Origin of the sequence: Alkalihalophilus pseudofirmus OF4 (assembly GCF_000005825.2) — a bacterium.
GTDB classification, from domain to species: domain Bacteria; phylum Bacillota; class Bacilli; order Bacillales; family Bacillaceae_D; genus Alkalihalophilus; species Alkalihalophilus pseudofirmus.
In genome coordinates this window covers 1,533,828-1,555,832 of record NC_013791.2, presented here as the reverse complement: position 1 = coordinate 1,555,832, position 22,005 = coordinate 1,533,828, and the positions used below count along the sequence as shown (strand labels likewise).

The 22,005-nt window shown below is 40.0% G+C and carries 21 protein-coding genes; 6 read left to right on the top strand and 15 right to left on the bottom strand.

Annotated features, from left to right (window positions below; all coding sequences use genetic code 11):
• Window positions 1-4 precede the first annotated feature (4 nt).
• Window positions 5-1,141 (bottom strand): conserved virulence factor C family protein, encoded by a 1,137-nt coding sequence (locus tag BPOF4_RS07820; RefSeq protein WP_012958566.1) that lies wholly within the window; start codon window positions 1,139-1,141, stop codon window positions 5-7.
• A 167-nt stretch (window positions 1,142-1,308) separates the two neighbouring features.
• Here BPOF4_RS07820 and BPOF4_RS07815 point away from each other — a divergent pair, with 167 nt between their 5' ends.
• Entirely contained in the window at window positions 1,309-2,031 is a 723-nt protein-coding gene (locus BPOF4_RS07815; protein ID WP_012958565.1) for a metallophosphoesterase family protein, read from the top strand.
• A gap of 11 nt (window positions 2,032-2,042) precedes the next feature.
• Here BPOF4_RS07815 and BPOF4_RS07810 read toward each other — a convergent pair whose 3' ends face one another.
• From BPOF4_RS07810 to ilvA, 8 genes are all read right to left on the bottom strand, one after another.
• On the bottom strand, window positions 2,043-2,462 hold the full coding sequence (locus tag BPOF4_RS07810; protein WP_012958564.1) for a TlpA family protein disulfide reductase: 420 nt from the start codon (window positions 2,460-2,462) through the stop codon (window positions 2,043-2,045).
• A gap of 138 nt (window positions 2,463-2,600) precedes the next feature.
• Window positions 2,601-3,038, bottom strand: a complete 438-nt coding sequence (locus BPOF4_RS07805; RefSeq protein ID WP_012958563.1) for a BrxA/BrxB family bacilliredoxin — start codon at window positions 3,036-3,038, stop codon at window positions 2,601-2,603.
• Window positions 3,039-3,043: 5 nt separating this feature from the next.
• Entirely contained in the window at window positions 3,044-3,451 is a 408-nt protein-coding gene (locus tag BPOF4_RS07800) for a thioredoxin family protein (RefSeq protein ID WP_238446491.1), read from the bottom strand.
• 114 nt (window positions 3,452-3,565) lie between these two features.
• Entirely contained in the window at window positions 3,566-3,829 is a 264-nt protein-coding gene (locus BPOF4_RS07795) for a YtzC family protein (RefSeq protein ID WP_081457645.1), read from the bottom strand.
• 63 nt (window positions 3,830-3,892) lie between these two features.
• Complete coding sequence (gene rnz, locus BPOF4_RS07790) at window positions 3,893-4,810, bottom strand: ribonuclease Z (protein ID WP_012958560.1); 918 nt, start codon at window positions 4,808-4,810, stop codon at window positions 3,893-3,895.
• Window positions 4,811-4,909: 99 nt separating this feature from the next.
• A complete protein-coding gene (locus BPOF4_RS07785) occupies window positions 4,910-5,542 on the bottom strand; it encodes a YitT family protein (RefSeq protein WP_012958559.1) in 633 nt (210 codons plus the stop codon).
• Between the two features lie 303 nt (window positions 5,543-5,845).
• The gene (locus BPOF4_RS07780; RefSeq protein ID WP_012958558.1) at window positions 5,846-6,754 is read right to left on the bottom strand and encodes a chemotaxis protein; all 909 of its coding nucleotides are present in this window, start codon (window positions 6,752-6,754) and stop codon (window positions 5,846-5,848) included.
• 79 nt (window positions 6,755-6,833) lie between these two features.
• Window positions 6,834-8,081 carry a threonine ammonia-lyase IlvA gene (gene ilvA, locus BPOF4_RS07775; RefSeq protein ID WP_012958557.1) on the bottom strand — a complete coding sequence of 416 codons (1,248 nt, stop codon included), beginning with the start codon at window positions 8,079-8,081 and terminating at the stop codon, window positions 6,834-6,836.
• Window positions 8,082-8,456: 375 nt separating this feature from the next.
• Between ilvA and BPOF4_RS07770 the strand changes: the two genes are divergently transcribed.
• Both BPOF4_RS07770 and BPOF4_RS07765 read left to right on the top strand, forming a co-directional pair.
• A complete protein-coding gene (locus BPOF4_RS07770; protein WP_012958556.1) occupies window positions 8,457-8,660 on the top strand; it encodes a hypothetical protein in 204 nt (67 codons plus the stop codon).
• Between the two features lie 133 nt (window positions 8,661-8,793).
• Window positions 8,794-9,405 (top strand): trimeric intracellular cation channel family protein, encoded by a 612-nt coding sequence (locus BPOF4_RS07765; RefSeq protein WP_012958555.1) that lies wholly within the window; start codon window positions 8,794-8,796, stop codon window positions 9,403-9,405.
• A 14-nt stretch (window positions 9,406-9,419) separates the two neighbouring features.
• Here BPOF4_RS07765 and BPOF4_RS07760 read toward each other — a convergent pair whose 3' ends face one another.
• The 3 genes from BPOF4_RS07760 to racA are packed head-to-tail and all read right to left on the bottom strand — an operon-like array spanning window position 9,420 to window position 11,289.
• Complete coding sequence (locus BPOF4_RS07760; protein ID WP_012958554.1) at window positions 9,420-10,268, bottom strand: sulfurtransferase; 849 nt, start codon at window positions 10,266-10,268, stop codon at window positions 9,420-9,422.
• A 25-nt stretch (window positions 10,269-10,293) separates the two neighbouring features.
• Window positions 10,294-10,686 carry a YppE family protein gene (locus BPOF4_RS07755; protein ID WP_012958553.1) on the bottom strand — a complete coding sequence of 131 codons (393 nt, stop codon included), beginning with the start codon at window positions 10,684-10,686 and terminating at the stop codon, window positions 10,294-10,296.
• A 42-nt stretch (window positions 10,687-10,728) separates the two neighbouring features.
• A complete protein-coding gene (gene racA, locus BPOF4_RS07750) occupies window positions 10,729-11,289 on the bottom strand; it encodes a chromosome-anchoring protein RacA (protein ID WP_012958552.1) in 561 nt (186 codons plus the stop codon).
• A 218-nt stretch (window positions 11,290-11,507) separates the two neighbouring features.
• Between racA and BPOF4_RS22775 the strand changes: the two genes are divergently transcribed.
• Window positions 11,508-11,633 (top strand): hypothetical protein, encoded by a 126-nt coding sequence (locus BPOF4_RS22775; protein ID WP_012958551.1) that lies wholly within the window; start codon window positions 11,508-11,510, stop codon window positions 11,631-11,633.
• A gap of 39 nt (window positions 11,634-11,672) precedes the next feature.
• Here BPOF4_RS22775 and BPOF4_RS07745 read toward each other — a convergent pair whose 3' ends face one another.
• The gene (locus BPOF4_RS07745) at window positions 11,673-12,626 is read right to left on the bottom strand and encodes a DUF2515 domain-containing protein (RefSeq protein WP_012958550.1); all 954 of its coding nucleotides are present in this window, start codon (window positions 12,624-12,626) and stop codon (window positions 11,673-11,675) included.
• Window positions 12,627-12,833: 207 nt separating this feature from the next.
• Here BPOF4_RS07745 and recU point away from each other — a divergent pair, with 207 nt between their 5' ends.
• A complete protein-coding gene (gene recU / locus BPOF4_RS07740; RefSeq protein WP_012958549.1) occupies window positions 12,834-13,439 on the top strand; it encodes a Holliday junction resolvase RecU in 606 nt (201 codons plus the stop codon).
• Window positions 13,440-13,533: 94 nt separating this feature from the next.
• A complete protein-coding gene (locus BPOF4_RS07735; RefSeq protein ID WP_012958548.1) occupies window positions 13,534-16,206 on the top strand; it encodes a PBP1A family penicillin-binding protein in 2,673 nt (890 codons plus the stop codon).
• A 615-nt stretch (window positions 16,207-16,821) separates the two neighbouring features.
• Here BPOF4_RS07735 and BPOF4_RS07730 read toward each other — a convergent pair.
• On the bottom strand, window positions 16,822-18,102 hold the full coding sequence (locus BPOF4_RS07730) for an IS110 family RNA-guided transposase (RefSeq protein WP_012958547.1): 1,281 nt from the start codon (window positions 18,100-18,102) through the stop codon (window positions 16,822-16,824).
• A gap of 281 nt (window positions 18,103-18,383) precedes the next feature.
• Complete coding sequence (locus tag BPOF4_RS07725) at window positions 18,384-21,950, bottom strand: dynamin family protein (RefSeq protein WP_012958546.1); 3,567 nt, start codon at window positions 21,948-21,950, stop codon at window positions 18,384-18,386.
• Window positions 21,951-22,005: the final 55 nt, after the last annotated feature.

The following is a 22,005-nucleotide window of genomic DNA, read 5'->3' as shown; positions in this document are numbered from 1 at the left end:
GCCGCTACTCCCTTTCACTAGAAATTGAATCAGTCATCTGCTTCCATACAGAACCTTTTGCTTCTTCTCCGCCTTCAATTCGTTCAATTGCCATTTTCACCTGCATCGCCACTTCAAATTCAGGATCATCAGCAGCTTCCTTTAATGCAGGAAGGCTGGACTCGTCACCCACTTCATATAAAAACATTGCAGCACGCCAGCGGACTAACTTATTTTTATCTTTTAAGGCCTTCTCCATCGCCCCAGCTGCATCAGCATCACCAATATCACTCAAACAATCACCAGCTGTACGACGAACAGTGACTGAAGAATCCTCTAAAGCTTGATACAATAATGGAAGGACAACCGGCTTTTCAATCATTCCTAAATAAACAGTAGCCAATCGTCTGATCGATGCTTTCTCATCACGTAAGGCAAGCTCTAACACAGGAATATCCTCTTCTTTTGGATCCATTCTCTCAAGAGCCGCATAACGCTCTCGCCAATCTGAAGCTTCAAGCATTTCTTTTGTCACTTTAATAAATCGGCTTTCAGCCTGCTCTGTATTCTTTCCTGCCTCACCATTTGCAATAAGAACCAGCCCATTTAAGCGAGAGTCTGAATAAGCCGCTGAAACCTCATCTACTACTTCTTTAGCTACATCATCAAGTTCACCGTAGCGGATCCCTTGATCCACCCATTTTCGCTCCATCACTACATTGTCCTCAGGTTTTTGAGCTTTGCTGATTGCTTCATTAAAACGATCAGGCAGTCCTGCCCGCTTTTCTTCTTCTCCGTTAGTCAGTTTCACCTGCATCGGAATGCCTTTGAATACTTGAAGACTTACATACACTTCACCAAATGTATCTTGCGCTTTGTTTTCCTGTTGACGTGCCTCATCTGCATCTTCCCCAAACACTTCGCGAACCTTTGGAAGAATGACTTTCCAATCCACCTTAGGATGGCGGTCAATGGCTAGGAAATCAGCTACATGATACACACTTTTAACTCCTTCTATGTTAAATAATTCTTGTATGTATTCAGGTGCCTCGCCCTTGTTTTTTTCGTTATAACTATTACGTGACCCTTGTCCTAAGCTTTCGCTTAATGTTAATTTCATCGTATTAGGACTTGGAGTTGGTTCAATTGATAAAATATGCATGCTCATACCTCCTGTGTACCTTTTTTTTGATCTTATCACAGCTTGATAAGGGATTCCACCGATAGACCCTTTGTCTCAATTTACTGAATGAATCTTCAGATTTACCAAATTGTTATGTTAAATAGGAACAAACCTCTGTTATACTACTATAAAAAGGAGGTTTCATCATGCGATTTGCTTTTCTTTCAGATATTCATGGCAATGCAACAGCACTAGAAGCAGTTATTACCGATTTAAACAAAAAAGATGTCGATCACATTGTTGTTTTAGGAGACCTCTCTTTTAGAGGACCTGAACCTAAAAGATGCCTTAATTTAATTCGTTCACTTGATGCATCCGTTGTAAAGGGAAATGCAGATGAGTGGCTTGTGCGCGGCTTTAATGAAGGTGAAGTGCCAAAAGAAGCACTTGATGGCCTAAATAAAGAACGCGACTGGACATTGAAACGATTAAATGATGAGGACCTAACGTATCTAAGCGAACTTCCTAGTGAAATGATTGTAGACCGCGGTCAAGATCAATTAATTCATGCGTTTCATGCTACACCTACTAGCTTATTTGAAAATGTATATCCAGATGAAACAACTAAAATTGAGCACCAATTAATGCAAAAGGATGAAGCAGACGTCTATGCATATGGCCATATCCATTTACCGTTTGTTCGTTCTTTCCACGGCAAAAATGTTATTAACCCAGGTAGTGTCGGATTGCCATTTGACGGCCATCCTCTCGCATCTTATATCATTGCCGACCTTGAAGAAGGACGTCACACGATGCAGATTCACAGAGTTCCTTATAACAGAGAGCATGTCGTAGAGCTTTATCATCAAGGCGGTTATCCTAATATTGAAACGATGGGCCGGGTAGTCTTTTACGGGGTAAAACCATAATTAGCCCCACATTATAAAAGGCCGCCAAGGCCTTTTATAATGTCTATCATACGAGCTTTATCATTGTATAGGCCTTTAATGGACTGGTCTTTATCGATCAACACCGTCGTTGGAACCCCCATACAACGGTAGGCATCATACGTTTTTGTACCAAGATCCATATAAACAGGCAGAGTAAGCTGCATCTCTTCTTGCCACTTACTTAGATCAACAGATGAATCTCGTCCTGTTACATGAACAAAAATCATTTTGACATCGTCTCGATTCATCGATTGAAAAAGCGCCTGTTTTTCTAAAATGTCTTTTTTCGAATCAGGGCACCAAGTTGTAAAGAAAGTTAGTAGGACAACTTTTCCCTTTAATGAGCCTAATGTAAGAGACTCTGTACCGTTTAATGCTGGCAGTGTAAAATCAGGGGCTGTTGAGTTCATAATAGATGCTCCTTTTGATTTGTCCAAAATTGATTGTTACTAAAACGAGGAAAGCCTCTTCGCCTTATACTAAGGTGAGGAGGCTTCTTTTTATTTGGATAACCTACATCTAGGTTAACCTTAACAAACAAGTGTCATTTATGACTGGCAATGTTCGTTGTATGCAAGAGCTAAATTTCGAATAATCGATTCAGGTGCTGCTCCTTCAATTTGCTCACGAGGGATAAAGTGAACGACCTCAGACCCTTTCAAAATTGCCATTGATGGAGAAGATGGAGGAATATCGCTGAAATAAGAACGCATAACAGCAGTTGCTTCCTTATCTTGTCCAGCAAATACTGTCACCAAATGATCTGGCGTGTGATCATGTGATAACGATGTAATCGCAGCAGGTCTTGCAAGTCCTGCTGCACACCCGCACACAGAGTTAATAACAACAAGCGTTGTACCCGCAGCACCCTTCATATATTGATCTACTTCCTCAGCTGTTGTTAATTCACGAAAACCGGCATCCGTCAGTTCTTTTCTCATTGGCAGTACTACCTGCTTCATATATTCTTCATAATGCATTGACATAACTACTATCTCCCCTTTTTATCTTCACCTAGATTATGTATGCCCTCTTTGCCTACATATGGTTTTAACATTTCATACAAATGAGCAATGGAGTGAAAAGCATAGATTCTTTCTACACCTAAGCCTTTTTTGAAAACGAGCAATACGGGAACACTTTTAATTTTCCACCTGTTTGCAAAGCCTGCCGCGGTATTGACATTCAATTCTAGCGGTTTAAATGCAGGCGCAGACTCCTCAAGGATCATAAGCATTCTCCTAGCCAATTTACACGTTCCGCAAAGAGGGGTTGTCACAAACACAAATTGCAGCTCTTCCTTACTTTTAAGACGTTCATTTAATTCTTGTTCCGTAATACTCTCCATCATGCTCACTCCTGACATTTCTATTGTAGCAAATAATGTTTGCTTACGCACGAAAAAGAGAAGCGCTTCAAAAAGCAAAAAGCTGCCCTTGAAGATCTTTATGAATCTTCAAAGACAGCCCTTTCTTGCTTATAGTTAGCAGGCACCAAAAAAGCATGTAAGCTTTTAACGTTTTAGGATCATATTATTTTGCAGCTGTCTGATCTGCTGCTGTTTACGATTAAGTGCCTCACGCTGTTCTGGAGTCGCCGCTCTTAGCACATCATCAAGCTCCCCGCTCATTTCCTCTAACATCATTTGAGCATTTGTATACTCTTCATCTGTTCCGGGTTGAACGCGTCTAGCATCATCAAACACTTTTTGAACTTGTTCAATCACTGATTCTGCTTTCTCCATACATGATTCCATTTGTTCACGGTTAGCCATCATTAACTCCCCCAGTAAATTGGTATAGTGAATGATGTTACTATGCCTTTTTGTTTACGAATTTATTCATGAACTCAGCGTATACACCATCAAATCATGAGCAAGATGCGTGTTTTCAAAAATCGTTTTAGCCTCATTGAGAAACGCCTCTTCCTCACCTGTATACCTTGAGCTGATATGAGTGAGCAGCAGAGTCTTAACTTTTGCTTCTTTTGCAAGGGAGGCCGCTTCTAGTGTTGTGCTGTGACCAAATTGAACAGCATGATCTGCTTTATCCGCTCTAAATGTGGCCTCATGAATCAAAATATCTGCATCCCTGCTGAATTTAATCATTTCTTTAGTAGGCCTTGTATCTCCTGCAATCACCACAATCCGGCCATTTTTTGGGGGACCGACAAACTCCTGTCCATTGATTTTGCGACCATCTTCTAAAGTGATCGTTTTTCCCTCTTTTAACAATTGATAATGTGGACCTTTTGGGATATTGTACTCTTCTAGTTTCTTAATATCCAATGTACCTGGCTTATCTTTTTCGGTCAGCTTAAACGCAAAGCTAGGCATCACATGATTTAGTGCCAATGCTTCCACTGAAAGATGTTCCGTTTCAAACATCAAGCCTTCTTCAAGCTCAATCACTTCATATGGATACCGGAGATGAGTTTTTGATACAGCTAGAGACGTCTCAATAAACGGAGCTAAGCCTCTCGGTCCATAAATGATTAGAGGATTCAGCGCACCCTGAAAAGACCTTGAACCCATTAATCCAGGCAGGCCAAAAATATGATCGCCGTGTAGATGTGTGATAAAAATCCGGTCAATTTTTGTTAAAGTGATGGGTGAATGCAATAATTGATGCTGAGTTGCTTCTCCGCAGTCAAACAACCATTGAGTGCCTTTTTGCTGCAAAAAACGTATCGCCATCGCACTTACATTTCTCTCAATAGCTGGAACTCCTGAACCAGTTCCTAAAAAATGAAATTCCATAGTACCCCTCCGCCAGTATGTATTAGTTGAAGTATAGCATTTTCTCTTTAACTAATTCACTAAAAAACGAACAACCCTGAAGGATTGTTCGTTACCTGATTATTCATGAATGCTTTTAGCAGGCATAGATACATAAGCGCCTTCGCCATTTTCTGCTTCTTTTGGAATCGGGGACTTCTTGTAACGCCCGATAATGGTACTTGCCACAAAAATTACAAGAACAGATAACAAGGCTTGTTGGAAGCCTACTAACATGGCAGCAAATAAAATAATTAAGAAATCACTAACAAAAATTGTAACCCCTCGATTAATTCCCCATTTTTGATCCATATACAGAGCTAAAATATGAATGCCCCCAAGAGATGAACCATTATTCAAGACAAGTGTTACACCTATCCCAATGAAAATCCCAGCTAATGCCGTTGCAAGCCATAAAGGAACATTGAAAAAAGGCATCACATCAAGGAGATCTCTGATCACTGAAATAGCAGTGATGGAAAGTAAACTTGATAAAGTAAACCATTTACCTAGCTTCGTCCATGAAATGATAAAGAAAGGTAAATTCACTAAGAAAAATAATAAACCCCAGCTCCACGGACTCATATATGTTAACACTGTAGCAAGTCCTGCCGTACCGCCGAACGTCAAATCATGCATTGCTAAAAACCGCAGACCAAAAGAAGTCAATAACAGCCCTGCCAAAACAAGGCCTATACCTTTATACCTCTCCACTACCAAACACTCTCCTATCCACACTTTCTCTCTTATCTAGAATGGATTTTATTTCTCTCTATTTATTCTCATCATCAAATCCATCCCTATGTATAATGTTGTAATCATCTCTATTATCTTATTTAACCTTAATCCAATTTGAGGAAACCGTCAATGTATCTCATTGAATTTTTATTCATCAGAATTATCAGATAACCTTATTTATTAGTTTTACATACGTCTTTGTCTTTTTCTCTATACATTTTTTATACATTTTTATAGGTACACGAAGAAACCTCCCACTACATTAGGGGAGGTTTTGTTCTATATTAAAAGATCAATCTCTTCTATTAATTTTACGATTTCAGGTTTACTAACCTGCCTGTCTGCACCAACTGTAATCCCCTTATGATATAAGTCATCCGTAATTAAAGAGGAAAAGATAATAACGGGAATTCGTTTAAAATCATCATCTTCTTTTATCCGTCTTGTTAAATGGAGTCCATCCATTTTCGGCATCTCAAGATCTGTTATAACGAGCTGTACCTCTTCTTCAACCGTATGCTCATCTGACGTTTGAAGATATTCAAGATAATCAAGCGCCTCTTTCCCATTTTCAAAGAAGGTTACTTGTTCATACCCCGCCTCAGCTAAAGTCTGATGAAGCAGCTTACGCAACATAGCTGAATCTTCCGCTACGACAATCTTTTTATGACTGCGCTCTCTTCTCCCGAGCTTTCTAACTTGTTCCACATTGATTCCTTTTGATGGATTAATATCTACTACAATTTTCTCAAAGTCAAGAAGCAGAATCATTTGTCCGTCAAGTTTAATGACCCCTGTTGTTGCACTTTGGAGCCCTTGAGATAATTCAGTCGGCTTTTCAATTTGTTCCCAAGAAATACGATGAATTCTCGAAACGCCGCTGACACGGAAAGCAACTTTCATTTTATTTAACTCAGAAACGATAAACTTATCTTGACTGTCGTCTCCCTCGCTCACACACCCTAATACTTCTTTTAAGTTAACAACTGTTAACACCTCATCACGCAGACGAATCATTCCTTCAATATGCGGGTGACTATTAGGAATATGGGTTACGGTTTGCGCCTGAACAATCTCACGAACTTTCATCACATTTATCCCATACGTACCATTGCCAACATTAAACACTATGACTTCAAGCTCATTCGTTCCCGAATCAAGCAAAATCCCCTCTTGATTTAACGCCATTATACTCACACCTTTTGAACTAGTTTTAGATTAAAAGAAAGCTCGTTCGCAATGAGAACGAGCTATTTATAAAAGGACATCAAATTAATAAGTTGAATAAACTTTCATTTTTGTTGATTTCATGATAACCGAATCCTTTTTTCTCCAATCGATCTATTAAGTGATCGTAATCTTCATCACATTTAAGTTCGATTCCAATCAGGACAGGTCCATTTGCCTTATTATTTTTCTTTGTATACTCAAAACGTGTAATATCATCATCCGGCCCAAGCACATCTGAGATAAATTCTCTTAATGCCCCGGCACGCTGTGGGAATTGAACAATAAAATAATGTTGCAGCCCTTCATAGATCAACGAACGTTCCCTCATTTCCTGCATACGTCCAATATCGTTGTTACCTCCACTAACAACACAAACAACCGTTTTCCCTTTAATTTCATCTTTATAGAAGTCGAGGGCAGAGATCGGCATAGCCCCTGCAGGTTCTGCGACAATCGCATTCTGGTTGTACAACTCCAGGATGGTTGTACAAATTTTCCCTTCAGGTACTAACACGATATCATCAAGGATCTTTTGACAAATCTCAAATGGAAGATCACCTACTTTTTTTACAGCGGCACCGTCCACAAATTTATCAATCTTTTCAAGTTCAATAACTTTTCCTTGTTCGATCGATTCTTTCATCGCCGGTGCGCCTGAAGGCTCACATCCGATGATCTTTGTGCGTGGTGAAATACTCTTAATATATGTTCCAGTTCCGCTGATTAATCCGCCGCCGCCAATAGATGAAAATAAGTAGTCTATATTTTCTTCAATATCATTCATAATTTCCATACCTACTGTTCCTTGACCGGCTACAATTTTTTCTTGGTCAAAGGGGTGAATAAATGCCATTTGATGCTCTTCGCAATATTTCATTGCTTCATTAAAAGAATCGTCAAATGTATCACCAATTAAAATAACTTCCACATATTCCTTACCAAAGAATTTCACTTGATCTACTTTCTGCCTAGGTGTAGTTGAAGGCATAAAGATCTTGCCAGTGATCTTTAGGGTATGGCAAGAATAAGCAACACCTTGAGCATGATTACCAGCACTCGCACATACGACCCCATTGTTTAATTCTTCTACAGGCAAGCTTGATATTTGGTGGAAAGCACCTCGGATTTTAAATGAACGAACAACTTGCAAGTCTTCACGTTTCAAATAGACATTACATTGATAGCGTTCAGATAACACTTGATTTTTTTGAAGCGGCGTGTGTGTAACGACATCCTTTAATTGTTGATTGGCAATGATGATATCTTCAATGTGTAAGGTTCCCATGTGTGTAATCCCCTCGTTTGCTTTCGTTTTGCTAAGGTATAGCCTAATTCCTCTAAAAGATTGTGTTTATATAACACATTCAATAACATTTAAACAACTCTTTAAAACGCACATACATACATTAATATCTTCATCATCTTACCATATGCTCTTATTTTTGCGAACCCCTATATGTAGCGAACAATCATCTTTCTATTTCTTTCAGCACCCTCAGTAACATTCATCCTTTGCATACAGCTTTGGTAAGCGATTGCTTGTTGATTATTTTTTAGAGCGCCACTATAATAAAGTGGACGAACGAGTATGACCTATTTGTCATACATAGATCGATATATGTGTTTCTACTATGGTTTATCTATTAGAGGAGGGTCGAATATGTTTAAAAAACTAGCACTAATGACAACGATCTTATTAACATCATTATTCATGGGAGCGCAAGCTATTTTAGCAGCAGGCGGCGGTGCTGCAGAAGATGCAGCACATGCTGAACCATCTGGTTTAATCACTGGGGCGCTAACTGCACTTTCAATTGTAACTCTTGCTTTCATGATCTTTCTATCATTCCGTGATAACGGCTAATAAGAACGCACGAAAGTTTGATTTAAGGGTTTGGTTCGGTAATGAACCAAACCCTTGATTTATGTGATGCAATAAAGACATGCATACTACACCGAGAATTCACACAAAGGAGCTTTATTATGGGGGCATTACTATGACGTTTGATGTGTTAAATGTTATTGGGACCGTCGCCTTTGCACTGAGTGGCGTCATTGTCGCAATGGAGGAAGATTACGACTTAATGGGTGTATATATCCTCGGCCTTGTCACCGCTTTTGGCGGCGGTGCAATTCGAAACCTGCTTATCGGGGTGCCAGTGTCAGCACTTTGGGATCAAGGGACTTTATTCACAATTGCTATTATTGTTATGACTGTTGCTTTTATTTTCCCTTCCCTTTGGATTAACAGATGGCTGAAGTTCGGTATCCTGTTTGATGCGATGGGCCTTGCTGCTTTTGCCATTCAAGGGGCCATGTATGCCACAGAAATGGGACATCCGCTTAGTGCCGTTCTTGTCGCTGCAGCGCTCACAGGAACAGGGGGCGGCATGATTAGAGATGTATTAGCAGGCAGAAAACCATTATTCTTGCGAAAAGAAATTTATATTGGCTGGACATTGATTGCGGGTCTCGCGATCGGTCTTAATTTAGTAACCGGAACAATCGGGCTGTGGCTGGTATTTATTGTAATGGTTGTACTTAGAATGTTATCCGTCCACTATCAGTGGCAGCTTCCACACCGCAAAATTGAACAGCCAGCAAATTAAAAAAGAACCGCAATTTATGATTGCGGTTCTTTTTCTATCGGGGCATCCGGATAGGTGATCCAATCACTCCAGCTGCCTGGGTATAGTTTTACGTTTTGATAACCTAAGCCCTTTAGAGCTAGAATATTCGGGCAAGCCGTGACGCCAGAACCACAGTAGACGATAATTTCTTCATCAAAATGCAGATCAGCAAAACGTTCTCTTAAACGATGTTCATCTTTCCACATTCCAGATTCATCTAAGTTTTCCTTCCAGAAGCCATGAACCGCCCCTGGAATCCGGCCCGCTTTTTTATCAACAGGCTCTGAAATCCCTTGATACCTAGCAAGCTCCCTAGAGTCAATCAGAATCGCCTCATTAAGTGATGCGGCTACTTCTTCTTTTGAAATCGTCATATGCGGCTGTACATTTGCAGAAAAGTCCTTCTTTGTGAAAACAGGTATTTCTTTTGTAACAGGAAAGCCGTGCTCCGTCCACTCTTTAAATCCGCCATTTAATACATAGACGTTTTCATGTCCGACATAAGATAACATCCACCACAGTCTAGAAGCAAATGCACCGCCCTCATCATCATACGCAACGACCATTGTTTCTTGGTCAATTCCTAAGTGGCTGAACAACTCCTCTAGTGCTTCAGGCGTTGGCAATGGATGTCTGCCGCCATGCTCTCCTTTCTCGCCAGTCAGATCCCCTTCAAGGTCTAAGTAAGCCGCATTAGGAAGATGACTTTCTTCATACCTGCTGAGACCATCACTTGGGTCACCAAGCTTTGTTCTGCAATCAATTAAACGGAGCGAAGCCCCATTCTCTAATAAGTTTTTGACCTCTTTAGCTGTTTTTATAAATGGCAGGTTTTGATTCATCTGTATCCAGCTCCTTACCGTTTTTTTAATGATGGGTTGTATCCTGTTCTTCATCGAGCAATTGATTTAACTGATTGAGGACAAAAGCAACCGATTTAAAGGTTTCAATTTGCTTTTTCAACCCTGTTTTTGGATAAAAGGATTTAATCGCCACCACTTCTAAGTTATCGAACGTGTGAGTGATTTGGATCGGATATAAATGCTTAGGCTTTGTTTTCAATACAAAAGCTTCTGCAAGCGGCTTCCAATTTTCGCTTGTCTCTTTAACGCGATCAGCGAATGGCTTTACCACACCAAAAAAATCAGGTTCATATCCTTCTTTTCGAACCTGATTTATATAATAAGATTCTGCTTCTTCATTTAGACGAAGAAGCTTTTCGTTGTATGTTTTTAAATCTAAATTTTCTTTGGAAAGCATTCTTCTTCACCTCTCCCTTATCATAGCAAATGACGATAAGGGTTAAAAGGAAAACATCTGCTTAAACGACCTCCACTTTCTTTTCGGTTCTGCCCCAGCTGCAACCGGCAATTCCACTTCCTCTTCTGGTGTCACTTTTTCCTCCATTTTATCAATCCTAGCCTCTAGCTTTTGAAGCATTTTCATCATATTCTCAATTTCCGAACGGTGCTTTAATAATTGATAACTTACCACTTCATCTGCTTTTTTAGAAAGTTCAGCCTCAAGATCCTCTACTCGTTTCAGCACATTCTCAAGCTTTTCTTCATATACCCCAGCACGGACGCTTACTGCTTTAGTTTGCTTTCTGATATTTGTATCCGTTGATGGACTCTTAGAAATGATCGATGAGTATTCACTTAAGTCCACTTCTTTCATTTTTTTGCCTTCTTGAAGCTGCGCTTGGATTGTTTTTAATACAACAAGCTGTTCATCGGTAAAAAAGTAGTGACCATGTTCATTTGTTTCACAGTGAATATTAAAAAACTTCATCCAGCGTTGGATGGTTGTCGGATTTACCCCTAACTGCTCTGAAACCTCTTTTGTTTTCATCGTCATTTCCATAAGACGTCCCCTCCCGTTTAATGTTCTAAGTTGAAAATTCGTTCTTTATCTTCTCTAAACCTGCATGATGACAAAACTAGAATCCATTCGGCAAAGAAGGTTAAAAAAATACACGTCGAGATTATAGCCGTCTAATTTTGACGATACGTGTAAAACTTTATGCGGGCTGTACATCTAATTATTTATCATAGGCATACTATTTTTAAGGAGGGATTAACATGCAGCAAAATAACACGAATAAAAAACTGAACCAAAAAGACCAAGCACCAAAAAGAGAACACCAAAAAGATTCTGGTTATACTGGAGATAAAAAATTAGGAGGACCTAATCGTCCTGCCGAGTAAGCAAGACAAAAGCCGAGCTCCCATAAGCGAACTCGGCTTTTATTTATGCATAAATTTTTGTCCCCACTTATAAATCCAATAAAGTTCTACCCTCTTCGTATGGACCCATTCCCTGATTTCCTCAGGTCTTGTTTCTTTTACCCGCTTAAATAAAGGAGTTAGCGGCTTCCGGGAGTAAAACCAATCTAATCCTTTAGGAGGCTTATGATGATAGACCGGATGTAAAACGCGCAGCATAGGGCTTGTATTAGGTGATGTGATATCACATACTCGCTCATAGTCTCTTCTTGAACCAGTATGTTCAACTTTTCGCGTGAATTGTAAGATATCTTTATGAACTACAGGGTGAAATAAAATCATCGCCAGCCTTTTTCCCAGTTCAATTCGTTGATTAACATGAGTAAAGTTCCGGACATACTGACCATAAATGGATCCGTTCATCGTGGGCAGAAGAACATAGCTGAAATGCGCATATTCCTCCAATTGATAGCGCAATGTATGGAACACATTTTTTTGAAAAAGACCGCTGCTCATTACTTCTAACTCTAATAATTGTTGCTCATTAATAATTAAGGAAGTACATAACCTCACTTCATCCCTTGCTTCCCAAAAAAATTCCCATTCCTGTCTCATAAATTCGGAAACGTGAAATGTCTTTAATTGTTCAAAAACGGGTAGTTGTTTTTTCTTCGCCCATTCATATAGTAGAAGTTGTGGGTAAGCGTCTTGAAAAATGATCCAATTTGCTCGCTCGTACATGGCAAAAATAGTAGCACGAGAGTTTTTGTCAAGAATACCTTGAAACCATTTACTCGATAAATCCGTCATATTCCAGCCGGCATTCCTAGAAACAATTCCCGCAAGCATTGCCCATCTGATCTCTGGGTTTCTCTCATAAAAGCGTTCATAAGCTTTTGTTCGGCTAATATTATCTTTGTTATGCTTTTCAACAGTCTTCTTTATTAATTGAAGTTCATTCGGAGATATAGTCATAAATTTTTTATCCTGCTTTCGATTTCATAGGATCTTTTCATCTTGGTATTGTACATTTTATTTGTCACATAACATCCAAAATTACTATCTACCCAGTTCATTAGAAGATATGGTAAGATTGTGTGATGGAATCTCCCTACTAGCTTTTACCATATTTTTGATTCCATGCATGTTCTTACATGATGATGAACAAAGGTTGTGATGAAGATGACAATCAGGTATCCAAATGGAAAACGATTTGAGACTTCGCCAAAGAGCAGGAAGCTGCCAAAGAAAACGAACGAAATAACCTACAGTAATCGAGGGATGACTTTAGAGGAGGATATAAATACAACAAATGAATGGTATCTAGAGACAGGTAAAGCTGTCATTCATAAGAAACCTACTCCCGTTCAGATCGTAAAAGTAGATTATCCAAAAAGAAGTGCAGCTGTCATAAAGGAAGCATATTTTAAGCAAGCCTCTACTACTGACTATAACGGCGTATACAAAGGTAGATATATTGATTTTGAAGCAAAGGAAACAAAAAACAAAACGTCATTTCCTTTGAAAAATTTTCACGATCACCAAGTGAAACATATGAAAGAAGTGTTAATACAACAAGGCATCTGTTTCATATTATTACGCTTTTCAACTACAGATGAAGTGTATTTACTAGATGCCACGCATTTAATTCAATTTTATGAACAAATGGCTGATTCAAGAAAATCAATACGAAAGTCCGATGTTGAAAGATATGGACATTTGATTAAAATAGGATATCATCCACGCATTGATTACCTGCCAATCGTTGATGAAGTTTACTTCTCGTAAAAAGCAGCGAGTGCAATACTGGTTTAAGTAAAAAAAGTTAAGTTGCATAAGGTTAGCATGCATAAGGTTAACATGCATAGAAAGGAAGATTGCGATGTCAGAAGAACAAAACACACGAGCTGGCCGTCGTCAAGCACGTCAAACAAAGAAAAAAGATAAAAAGCCTAGAAAAGGTTTGTTTAAAAAAATTGTAATTGCGATTATGACGCTAGGGATTCTAGCGATTCTTGGCGGAGGAATTACAGCATTTGTCATGATTCAAGGGGCCCCGCCGCTTGATGAAGAACGTTTGCAGTTATCCCAAGCATTAATCATTCATGATAAAAATGATGAATTTGTTTCACAGCTTGATTCCTCAGAACGAAGAATCAATATTAGTATTCAAGATGCACCACAAGTACTAGAAGATGCCTTTATTGCCGTAGAAGATATTCGCTTTTATGATCATTTTGGTATTGATGTCAGACGTATGTTTGGAGCCCTTGCAGCCAATGTAACAGACGGTTTCGGAGCTGAAGGAGCTAGTACCATTACCCAGCAGCTTGTTAAGAATTTATTCTTAAATGAGCAGAAGCAATTAACACGAAAAGTCCAAGAACAGTATTTAGCTGTTAAACTTGAACAAAAATATTCAAAAGATCAAATTCTTGAAATGTACATGAACCAAATCTATCTCGGCTCTGGAGGCTGGGGTGTTGAGGCTGCATCTCAAAGCTACTTCAATAAATCGATTCAAGATTTAACTTTAGCAGATGCTGCATTATTAGCAGGGATCCCAAGACGTCCAAGCTTCTATGATCCCACTCAAAACCCTGAAGCTGCAGAAAGCCGCAGAAACTTAGTTATTTCTTTAATGGAGCAGCACGGCAAAGTCACAAGTGAGGAAGCAGCTCAAGCTAAAGCTATTCCAATTGAAGACCAACTAAATCCTTCGGGAAAGCGTGAAGCCTATCCATATGAAGCCTTCTACAATCAGATCGTTTCTGAAATTGAAGCTATGGATGGGATTTCGATTCACGATTTATACCATTCAGGATTACGAGTTTACACAACTTTAGATGTTGAAGCACAAGAGCATGTAGAACGGGTACTTCAAACAAACGACTTTATTGCAAATTATCCTGATAATGAATTTTTCCAAGCAGGGATTACCCTGCTTGATACAAAAACTGGTGAAATCCGAGCTATAGGAAGCGGCCTAGAAGATACAGGTATTCAGCGCGGCTTGAACTATGCCACAGAAATTGAGAGACAGCCCGGCTCTACAATTAAGCCGATCCTTGATTACGGCCCGGCTATTGAATACCTGCAATGGTCAACAGCAAAAGTTCTAGTAGATGAGGCGCACACGTACAGTAATGGAACAGAATTTGGCAACTTTGGCGGTACATACGAAGGTGCCATGTCTATGCGACGTGCGCTGGCTCGCTCACGTAATGTTCCAGCAGTTAAAGCGTTGCAGGAAGTTGGAGTGGATCGTGCGGCTAACTTTGCTCAAGGCCTAGGAATTCCAATTGATCAAGACCCAATGCCAGAATCATATGGATTAGGTGGTTTTAATACTGGATTTTCCACAATGGATCTAGCAGGAGCGTATGCAGCGTTCGGTAATAATGGGACGTACAATAAGCCGCATACAGTGCGCAAAATTGTTTTCCCTGACGGCCGAGAGATCAATACATCTCCTGAGCCAACTGCAGCGATGAGTGATTACACAGCATATATGGTGACAGATATGTTGAAAACGGCCGTAACTGATGGGACAGGAACAACAGCAAATATCCCTGGCCTTCCAATGGCAGGTAAAACAGGAACCACAAACTTTGCACAAGACACACGTACTAAGCACAACATCCCGCGTGACGGGGTTCCTGATGTATGGTTCTCTGGCTACACAACGAACTATACCGCAGCCGTATGGGCTGGTTTTACAAAGTATGATGAAGGAAATTATCTTCAATCCCAAGAAGACCGCCGCTTAGCACAGCGTATTTTCAAAGCAGTTATGGAAGAGGTGTCAAGCAACGTAGAAACACCAGACTTCACACAGCCTAACTCAGTGGTGCGGATTGGAGTTGAGCGTTCTACCGGACTTCTTCCTAGTGAATTTACTCCACGGAGTGAAATTGTAGAAGAACTATTCGTTCGAGGAAATGAGCCGACTCGAGTATCAGAGGAGTTCATTCGCCTGCAAGCTCCATCAAATATGACTGCAGGCTATGATGAAGGCTCAAATCAAGTCATTGTCAGCTGGGATTATCCGAGCAATCAACGTGATGCAGTTACATTTGATCTGCAACTCAGTGTGAACGGTTCAAGCCCGCAAACGGTCGCACAAGGATCTGATATGCAATTTATTTTATCAGATGTCGAACCAGGTGCTACGTACCGATTCACAGTAACTGCCGTGTCTAACGATAATTCAAGCTTACGCAGTGATCCTGCAAGTGCTGAAGTGACAATTAACGGCGCTGAAGAGGAAGAGGAAGAGGAATTAGAGGAAGAACCGATTGAGGAAGAAGAAACAGAAGAGCCTCAAAATCCTGATGGTGAAAACGAAGAAGATAACAATCAGGAAGACGAAGGAAACAATAACGGAAATAACAACGGAAACAATGGCAATAACGGAAATGGAAACGGCAATGGAAATGGGAATAACAACGATGGTTCCGGGAACGAAGAAACCCCACCTGCTCCTGAAGAACCAGGTGATGATGAAGAAGTTGAAACAAACAGCAGTTCGACAAGAGAAGAAGAAGACGAATAAGCAACAGAAAAGGACACCCACCATTATCAATGGTTGGGTGTCCTTTCTTATGATTAGATCCCTTCTTTAATGAGTTATTACAGATATACGGATACAAAAGAACAGCACCACACAAGAGTGTGCGGTGCTGCTCAGGGGTAAAATTTTTATTGTTCTTTAAATGAGGTGAATCATTACTAAATCACTCCACAAAAAGAAAGCCAAAGCAATAACTAGCGGATGAAATATACGTAGACTCCCTCAGGAAAAGTTAATCTGACGGGGGTTTCTTTGGTTTTTAACACTACTAAAAAAAATTTTTTAAGACTATACTCCGATATCCATATACACATTACGGAAGATTAAGAAGGATATGGCTGTTATGCTTACGCGTGGCGTTGGCAGTTTGTAAACTACTACCAATTCAAATGGTATTTGCACGAGTGATCTCTGCTGCTTCAGGGGACGTACCCTCCCATATCTCCTGGCATCAAGTGCCTACATTCCTTCGTTGGGTCTTTCCTGACGCAGAGCTCGGCTTCTACTCCTGCATGGACTCACCTATCCTAGGCGGTCTTAAGTCTACGCTTGCCGAGTCTCTGTGCATATGTTGTTAAAACGAAGAAAGCTTAACACTTACGCTGCTCTACTCTCTGTGATATAGGAGAGGTCCGCTAACATCCTTTCAGGATTGAAGCTTGCTTGATTCCTACTCAGTCCATGAAACACTTGAATGAGCTTTCTGCATAATACGACCATCGCTTCTTTCTTCTTCAATGGGTTATACTGGCGCGAGTGATAATAGGTATACACGCTGTTGAACGCCTCATTATTATGAATCAGCGGAAGGATGGCTTTGTAAAGAAGTGCCCTTAATCTTCTTCTGCCACGCTTAGAAATTCTCTTGGTTCCTTGATGGTTCCCTGAGCTATTCTCTCTTAATGTTAACCCCGCTAGTTTAATAATTTGGCGTGGGTGTTCGTAGTTCTGAAGAGAACCCGTCTCAGCTAACAGCTCACTGACCGTGTTTTCACTAATTCCTTTAACAGAAACAAGGTATTCAAACTCCGGTAAGTATCTTGCCTGTTCAACCATTTGAGTCGTGACTTCTTCGAGTTGAGCATCTAATAGCTCTAATTGATGAACCAAGCTTTGGATTTCTAACCGCGCCATTTGCGCTCCTTCTGTTAGTCCAATCGAATGACGGGCCAAATTAATGAGCTTCGCCATTTTAGGTTTACCCGCGTACTTAGCTCCAGCCTCTTTCTGTTTGATGACTAACTCCTCTGCAGAGGCTTCTTTGATATCTTCTGGAAGGGGAGTAAGCTTTAGAACCGTCAGTTCTTGTTTTCCAAAATTCTTAAAGGCTTGTCGAAATTCCGGAAAATAAAGGGCAATCCAACGCTGTATTCTATTTTTTACTGCCCCAATGTCTTTTCGTAGACGTTCTCGAATGGCTGATCCTTGACGCAAAGAATGATCTACCGGGGTCATGTCTCTTGGTACACTAAAGTAGCCGTTTGGAAGTAATTTCGCAATGACTCGGGCATCTTTGGCATCATTCTTTGTTTGAAGGTTATCATCCATTTCCTTCGAATTTTTCACGTGTAGTGGGTTCACTAAGACGAATGGAAAGTCAATTGCCTTTAAGAAATGAGCTAGGTTCATCCAGTAATGACCGGTTGCCTCAAAACCAATCAGAACATCTGTCTTTTGATGTTGGTTCATTAACATGTGAATGTACTCTTCAAACTGGATAAAGCCTTCTCTAGATTGATGAATCCTCCACACTTTAGCTAATTCTCGACCGCGGCTATCAATCGCGCAGGCATAGTGGTTCTCCTTTGCGATATCAATTCCAATGACAAGAGTGCTTTCTTGAACTTGATTAATTCGTTTCGTTCGATTATCCTTCATGTGAGGATCCTCCTTTTTTAATGTTTGTTTTGAGACACAAGCATCATATCGGAGGATCCTTTTCTTTTCAATAGGTTAAAACTCATCTGACAGGAATGCTCCTGCAGGATGTAAAGCAGGGCTGAGACCCTACAGTGCAAGAGCACGAGGAGGCTCAGCAGCTTCCTGCGGAAAGCGAAGTATATTTCAGGAGCGGCAAACATCCTACTTATGCCGATCGATTTAACGTACCTTTACAAGATTACTCTCTTGAGATAATGGTAACGAATAGCTATTCACAATCAAACGATAGCCTCCAGCTCTTTCCACTCTGTCTCAATCACTTGCTTTTCTTGCTCTGACATATCAACAGTTAACCGTTCATACTCACGGTCAAGACTGTCTAAAATTTGTTTTTTCATCTCTTCTTCAAGAGTATCAAAAAGATCTACTGCTTCACTGTCTACTTCTTTTTCTAGCTGACTCAAATACGCTTTAGCCATTTCTGTACCGTCAGATACGAGCTGGTCTTTTAGCTTACGACTTCCCCCTTCTTCAAAAAAGCTCTTTAACGAAGATAAAAATGAAAGATAGTCATTAGGATTTATAGTGAAAATATGATGTTCTCTTTGATGATCAAATTGTACGTTCAACTCTTCAGCATCTAACATAAAATGCGTAAATTCATTTCTAATGGACTCCTCAGTCTCTCTCATCCACGTAATTAGAGCCTGCTTCATAGAGGTTTCTACTCGCAATATCGTTGCTCCTAATTCTTGTACTAAGAAGTATTCACCTGAGTTTCTCCACTCTTTGATAGCAGCAGCAAGGCTTTGATGTTGAGCTTTTTTGGATTTGCCAGTAACAGTGACTACATTAACTGCATCTGTGTACTGATCATTTAATACATATTGAACGCGTTCACGCAGATATAGGAATAGCTCGTTAATTTCTTGGGTCGTTCTTCTTTTTGCTGAGATCGGTTCAACGTCCTCCACATGTTTCTTCCACTTAGTGACTTGCGCTTTTTTCTTTTCTTGTTTAGCTAGACGCTCTTCCTTGCTCGCATTCATATAATTCAGCGTTTCATTTAACTGCTCTGTATAAGTTCTTGTTTCTTCTTGAATTAATGAGTAGCTTAACTGCTTTAATTCTTGAATCGTCTCTGTATAAAATGCATTCTCAAACCGTTCAAACATTTCATCATGAGAAGAGGTGCTGCGTTTCGCCTCTAACCCTTTCTTACTTGATAAAGGATATAGTCGAGGTTGATCAATACCAATATTTACAAGCTGATCATGAATGTGCTTTCTAACTCCGTTTAACTCTGCCGGACTGCTCGCAAGGTCTGCTGCATTTAAAATAAAATACAATTTATCCGTACTGAAGCGATCATTGACTTTAGCCATTTGTGTAAGGAAATGCTGATCTGACTTCGAGAACGCATGATTATAATACGTAACATAAAAAATCGCATCAGACTCTCTTAATTGAGTAAAAGCTACATTTGTATGACGACCGTGAATGGAGTTTACTCCAGGCGTATCGACTAAAACGATCCCCTCTTTTGTCAACGGGCAGTCATAGTATATTGTCACATGGTGAATCAAACAGGCATACTTTTCATCTGCCACGTATTGCGTGAGCTGTTCATGGGAAACAGATAACGTCTCTCCTAGCGTCCACTCAGTCTTTTTTAAGCTTTCTTTTAATGTTAATAAATAAGAGACATATGTTCTTTGCCAGCTTGTTGTTTGTTGTGTATCTTTAGGACGCCATTTTACTAAGCTGTCAAGAGTCAGTGATTCATCTAACTGCTTCGCTACCGATTTAATCTCTTGATTCAGCTGCTCGGGCGTTTTTATCTCGACGCTTGCACTCAAGTTTTTATGTTCACTGTTTGACTGCTTAACGGTGGTAACAGTAGCTGTCGTAGGATGCGGGGAAACCGGTAATATGGCATCGCCTAATAAAGCATTAGCAAAGCTTGATTTACCCGCACTAAATGCTCCAAATAATGAGATGATGAAGGAACGGTTGTGATATCTTTTCACTCGATCTAAGAGCTTTCGCTTTTCACGATCCACTATTTCAGGTGCTTCATGCGATTGTGTAATCGTAGTAAGCTTTGTTAGCCAGCTGTTCGCTTCTTCCTCATCAAAACGAGCTCTTTTCTCACTAGCATCCTCATCCCAGTTTGTTTCAATGACACTTTCTTCAGGTAAGGAAACATGGTGAAAGACTGATTGGTCTACATCTTGCGGAACCTCACGTTCACTCATTGCCTCAAGCTGACTTTCATAGTGACCTTGATCGGAGTATGAGGCTGCAAGCTCAAAGTACTCTTCTTTTTCCATGTTAAATTCTGCTTCAATATCGTCTAGTTGGGTTGTAAATGTTTCAATTTCTTTAAAGCGAGTTAATTCTGCTTCTAATTGCAGCCTTTCACCTTCCCAATGACTTCTTAGCCCCGAAATATAGGTTTCAATCACTGCTTCAGCAAGTCTTTTTAACTCCTTTACAAAATAAGCGGTACGATCTTTGGTAAACGTAAACACATACTCACGGTCATGAGGACCCGTTTTAAGTGCTTTTTCAAAGTGCTCTGGTTCCACGTTTACATGCACCTGACGAATTGCATCTTCAAACGCTTCTTTATTTGATAAATGAGTACGGTCATACTTTTCGAAAAGACGGTGCACATGAAACTCGAGCTGACCTTTTACCTTATCTTGCGTGCTTTCGATTAATTTCTTTAAACGAAGCTCTCTTTCTTCTTCTGTTTTCTTCTTAGCGAAAAACAAGCCAACTTTAAATTGAGGCTGCATCGACTCAATCCATTCACGGCTTAGCTCAGTTGTTTCGTAAGGAAACAAGGTGACATCTTTTGTCAGTTTTGCCCACTCGTCTTCAAACGTTTCACGGATCATTTTTTCGGCCTGAACATTTTCTTTTAATTCTTCTTGAATAGATTGCTTCCGCCCTAAATCTTCTTTATCAAAGCCATTTTCAGAAAGCTCCTCAATAACCTCTTCCATTTTTTCTTGCTTCTCATCTTCTATTCTAGAAGCTACACTCAAATAAAAGCTTTCGTTTAATCGCTTTTTTGAAGCTGGAATTAACTCATGACTGTAGTGCAAGATCGCTTTAATTTTTTGTTTAAATTCAGTGAATTGATTTAATGGATGATCATGTACTTTCATGCTCGTAAAATATAAATCGAGAGGCTCGATGCCCCATTCTTTAAATCCGTCTAACACCGACTGCTTAAAAGAATCGAAAGACAACTCTGACTCATCATGTTTATCCACTTGATTGATCACAATGTAAAGCGGTTTGTTTTCATCTGTTAACTGCTTTAAAAAATATAAGTTGGTTTCAGATTGAATATGATTATAATCCATCACATAGACGATCAAGTCTGTTGTGTACAGGGCTTCCATGGTAACGGCTTGATGGGTTGGATCTGTAGAATCCACCCCCGGCGTATCATAAACGACGCTTTGAGGGTGCATAAAAGGAAGCGGTGCGAAAATAGTCATATGGCGGATATCAGATCCATTCATCCCCCATTCTCTGACACTTTCCCATGGAATTTCGCCCGTCCACTCTTTTTCGGTATCATCCATCCGTTCAACTAAAAGTCCAAGCTCCCCATTTTTAATGCCGATAATATTAGCACTGGTTGGGATTGGACTTGTAGGCAGCACTTCAGCACCTAATAATTGATTTAAAATTGTTGATTTTCCGGCAGAAAAATGCCCGCAAAATGCCACCTCAAATCGTTCATCAACCTCTTTATCTTTGATCATTGCTTGTCGTTGAATTTCAGGCTCCGTTAATACGCGTTGGCTGACATCTACTCTCATCCATTTCTCCCCCACTCCATGTAATCCCTTACTTTTTTATGTATTCTGAAGGTTT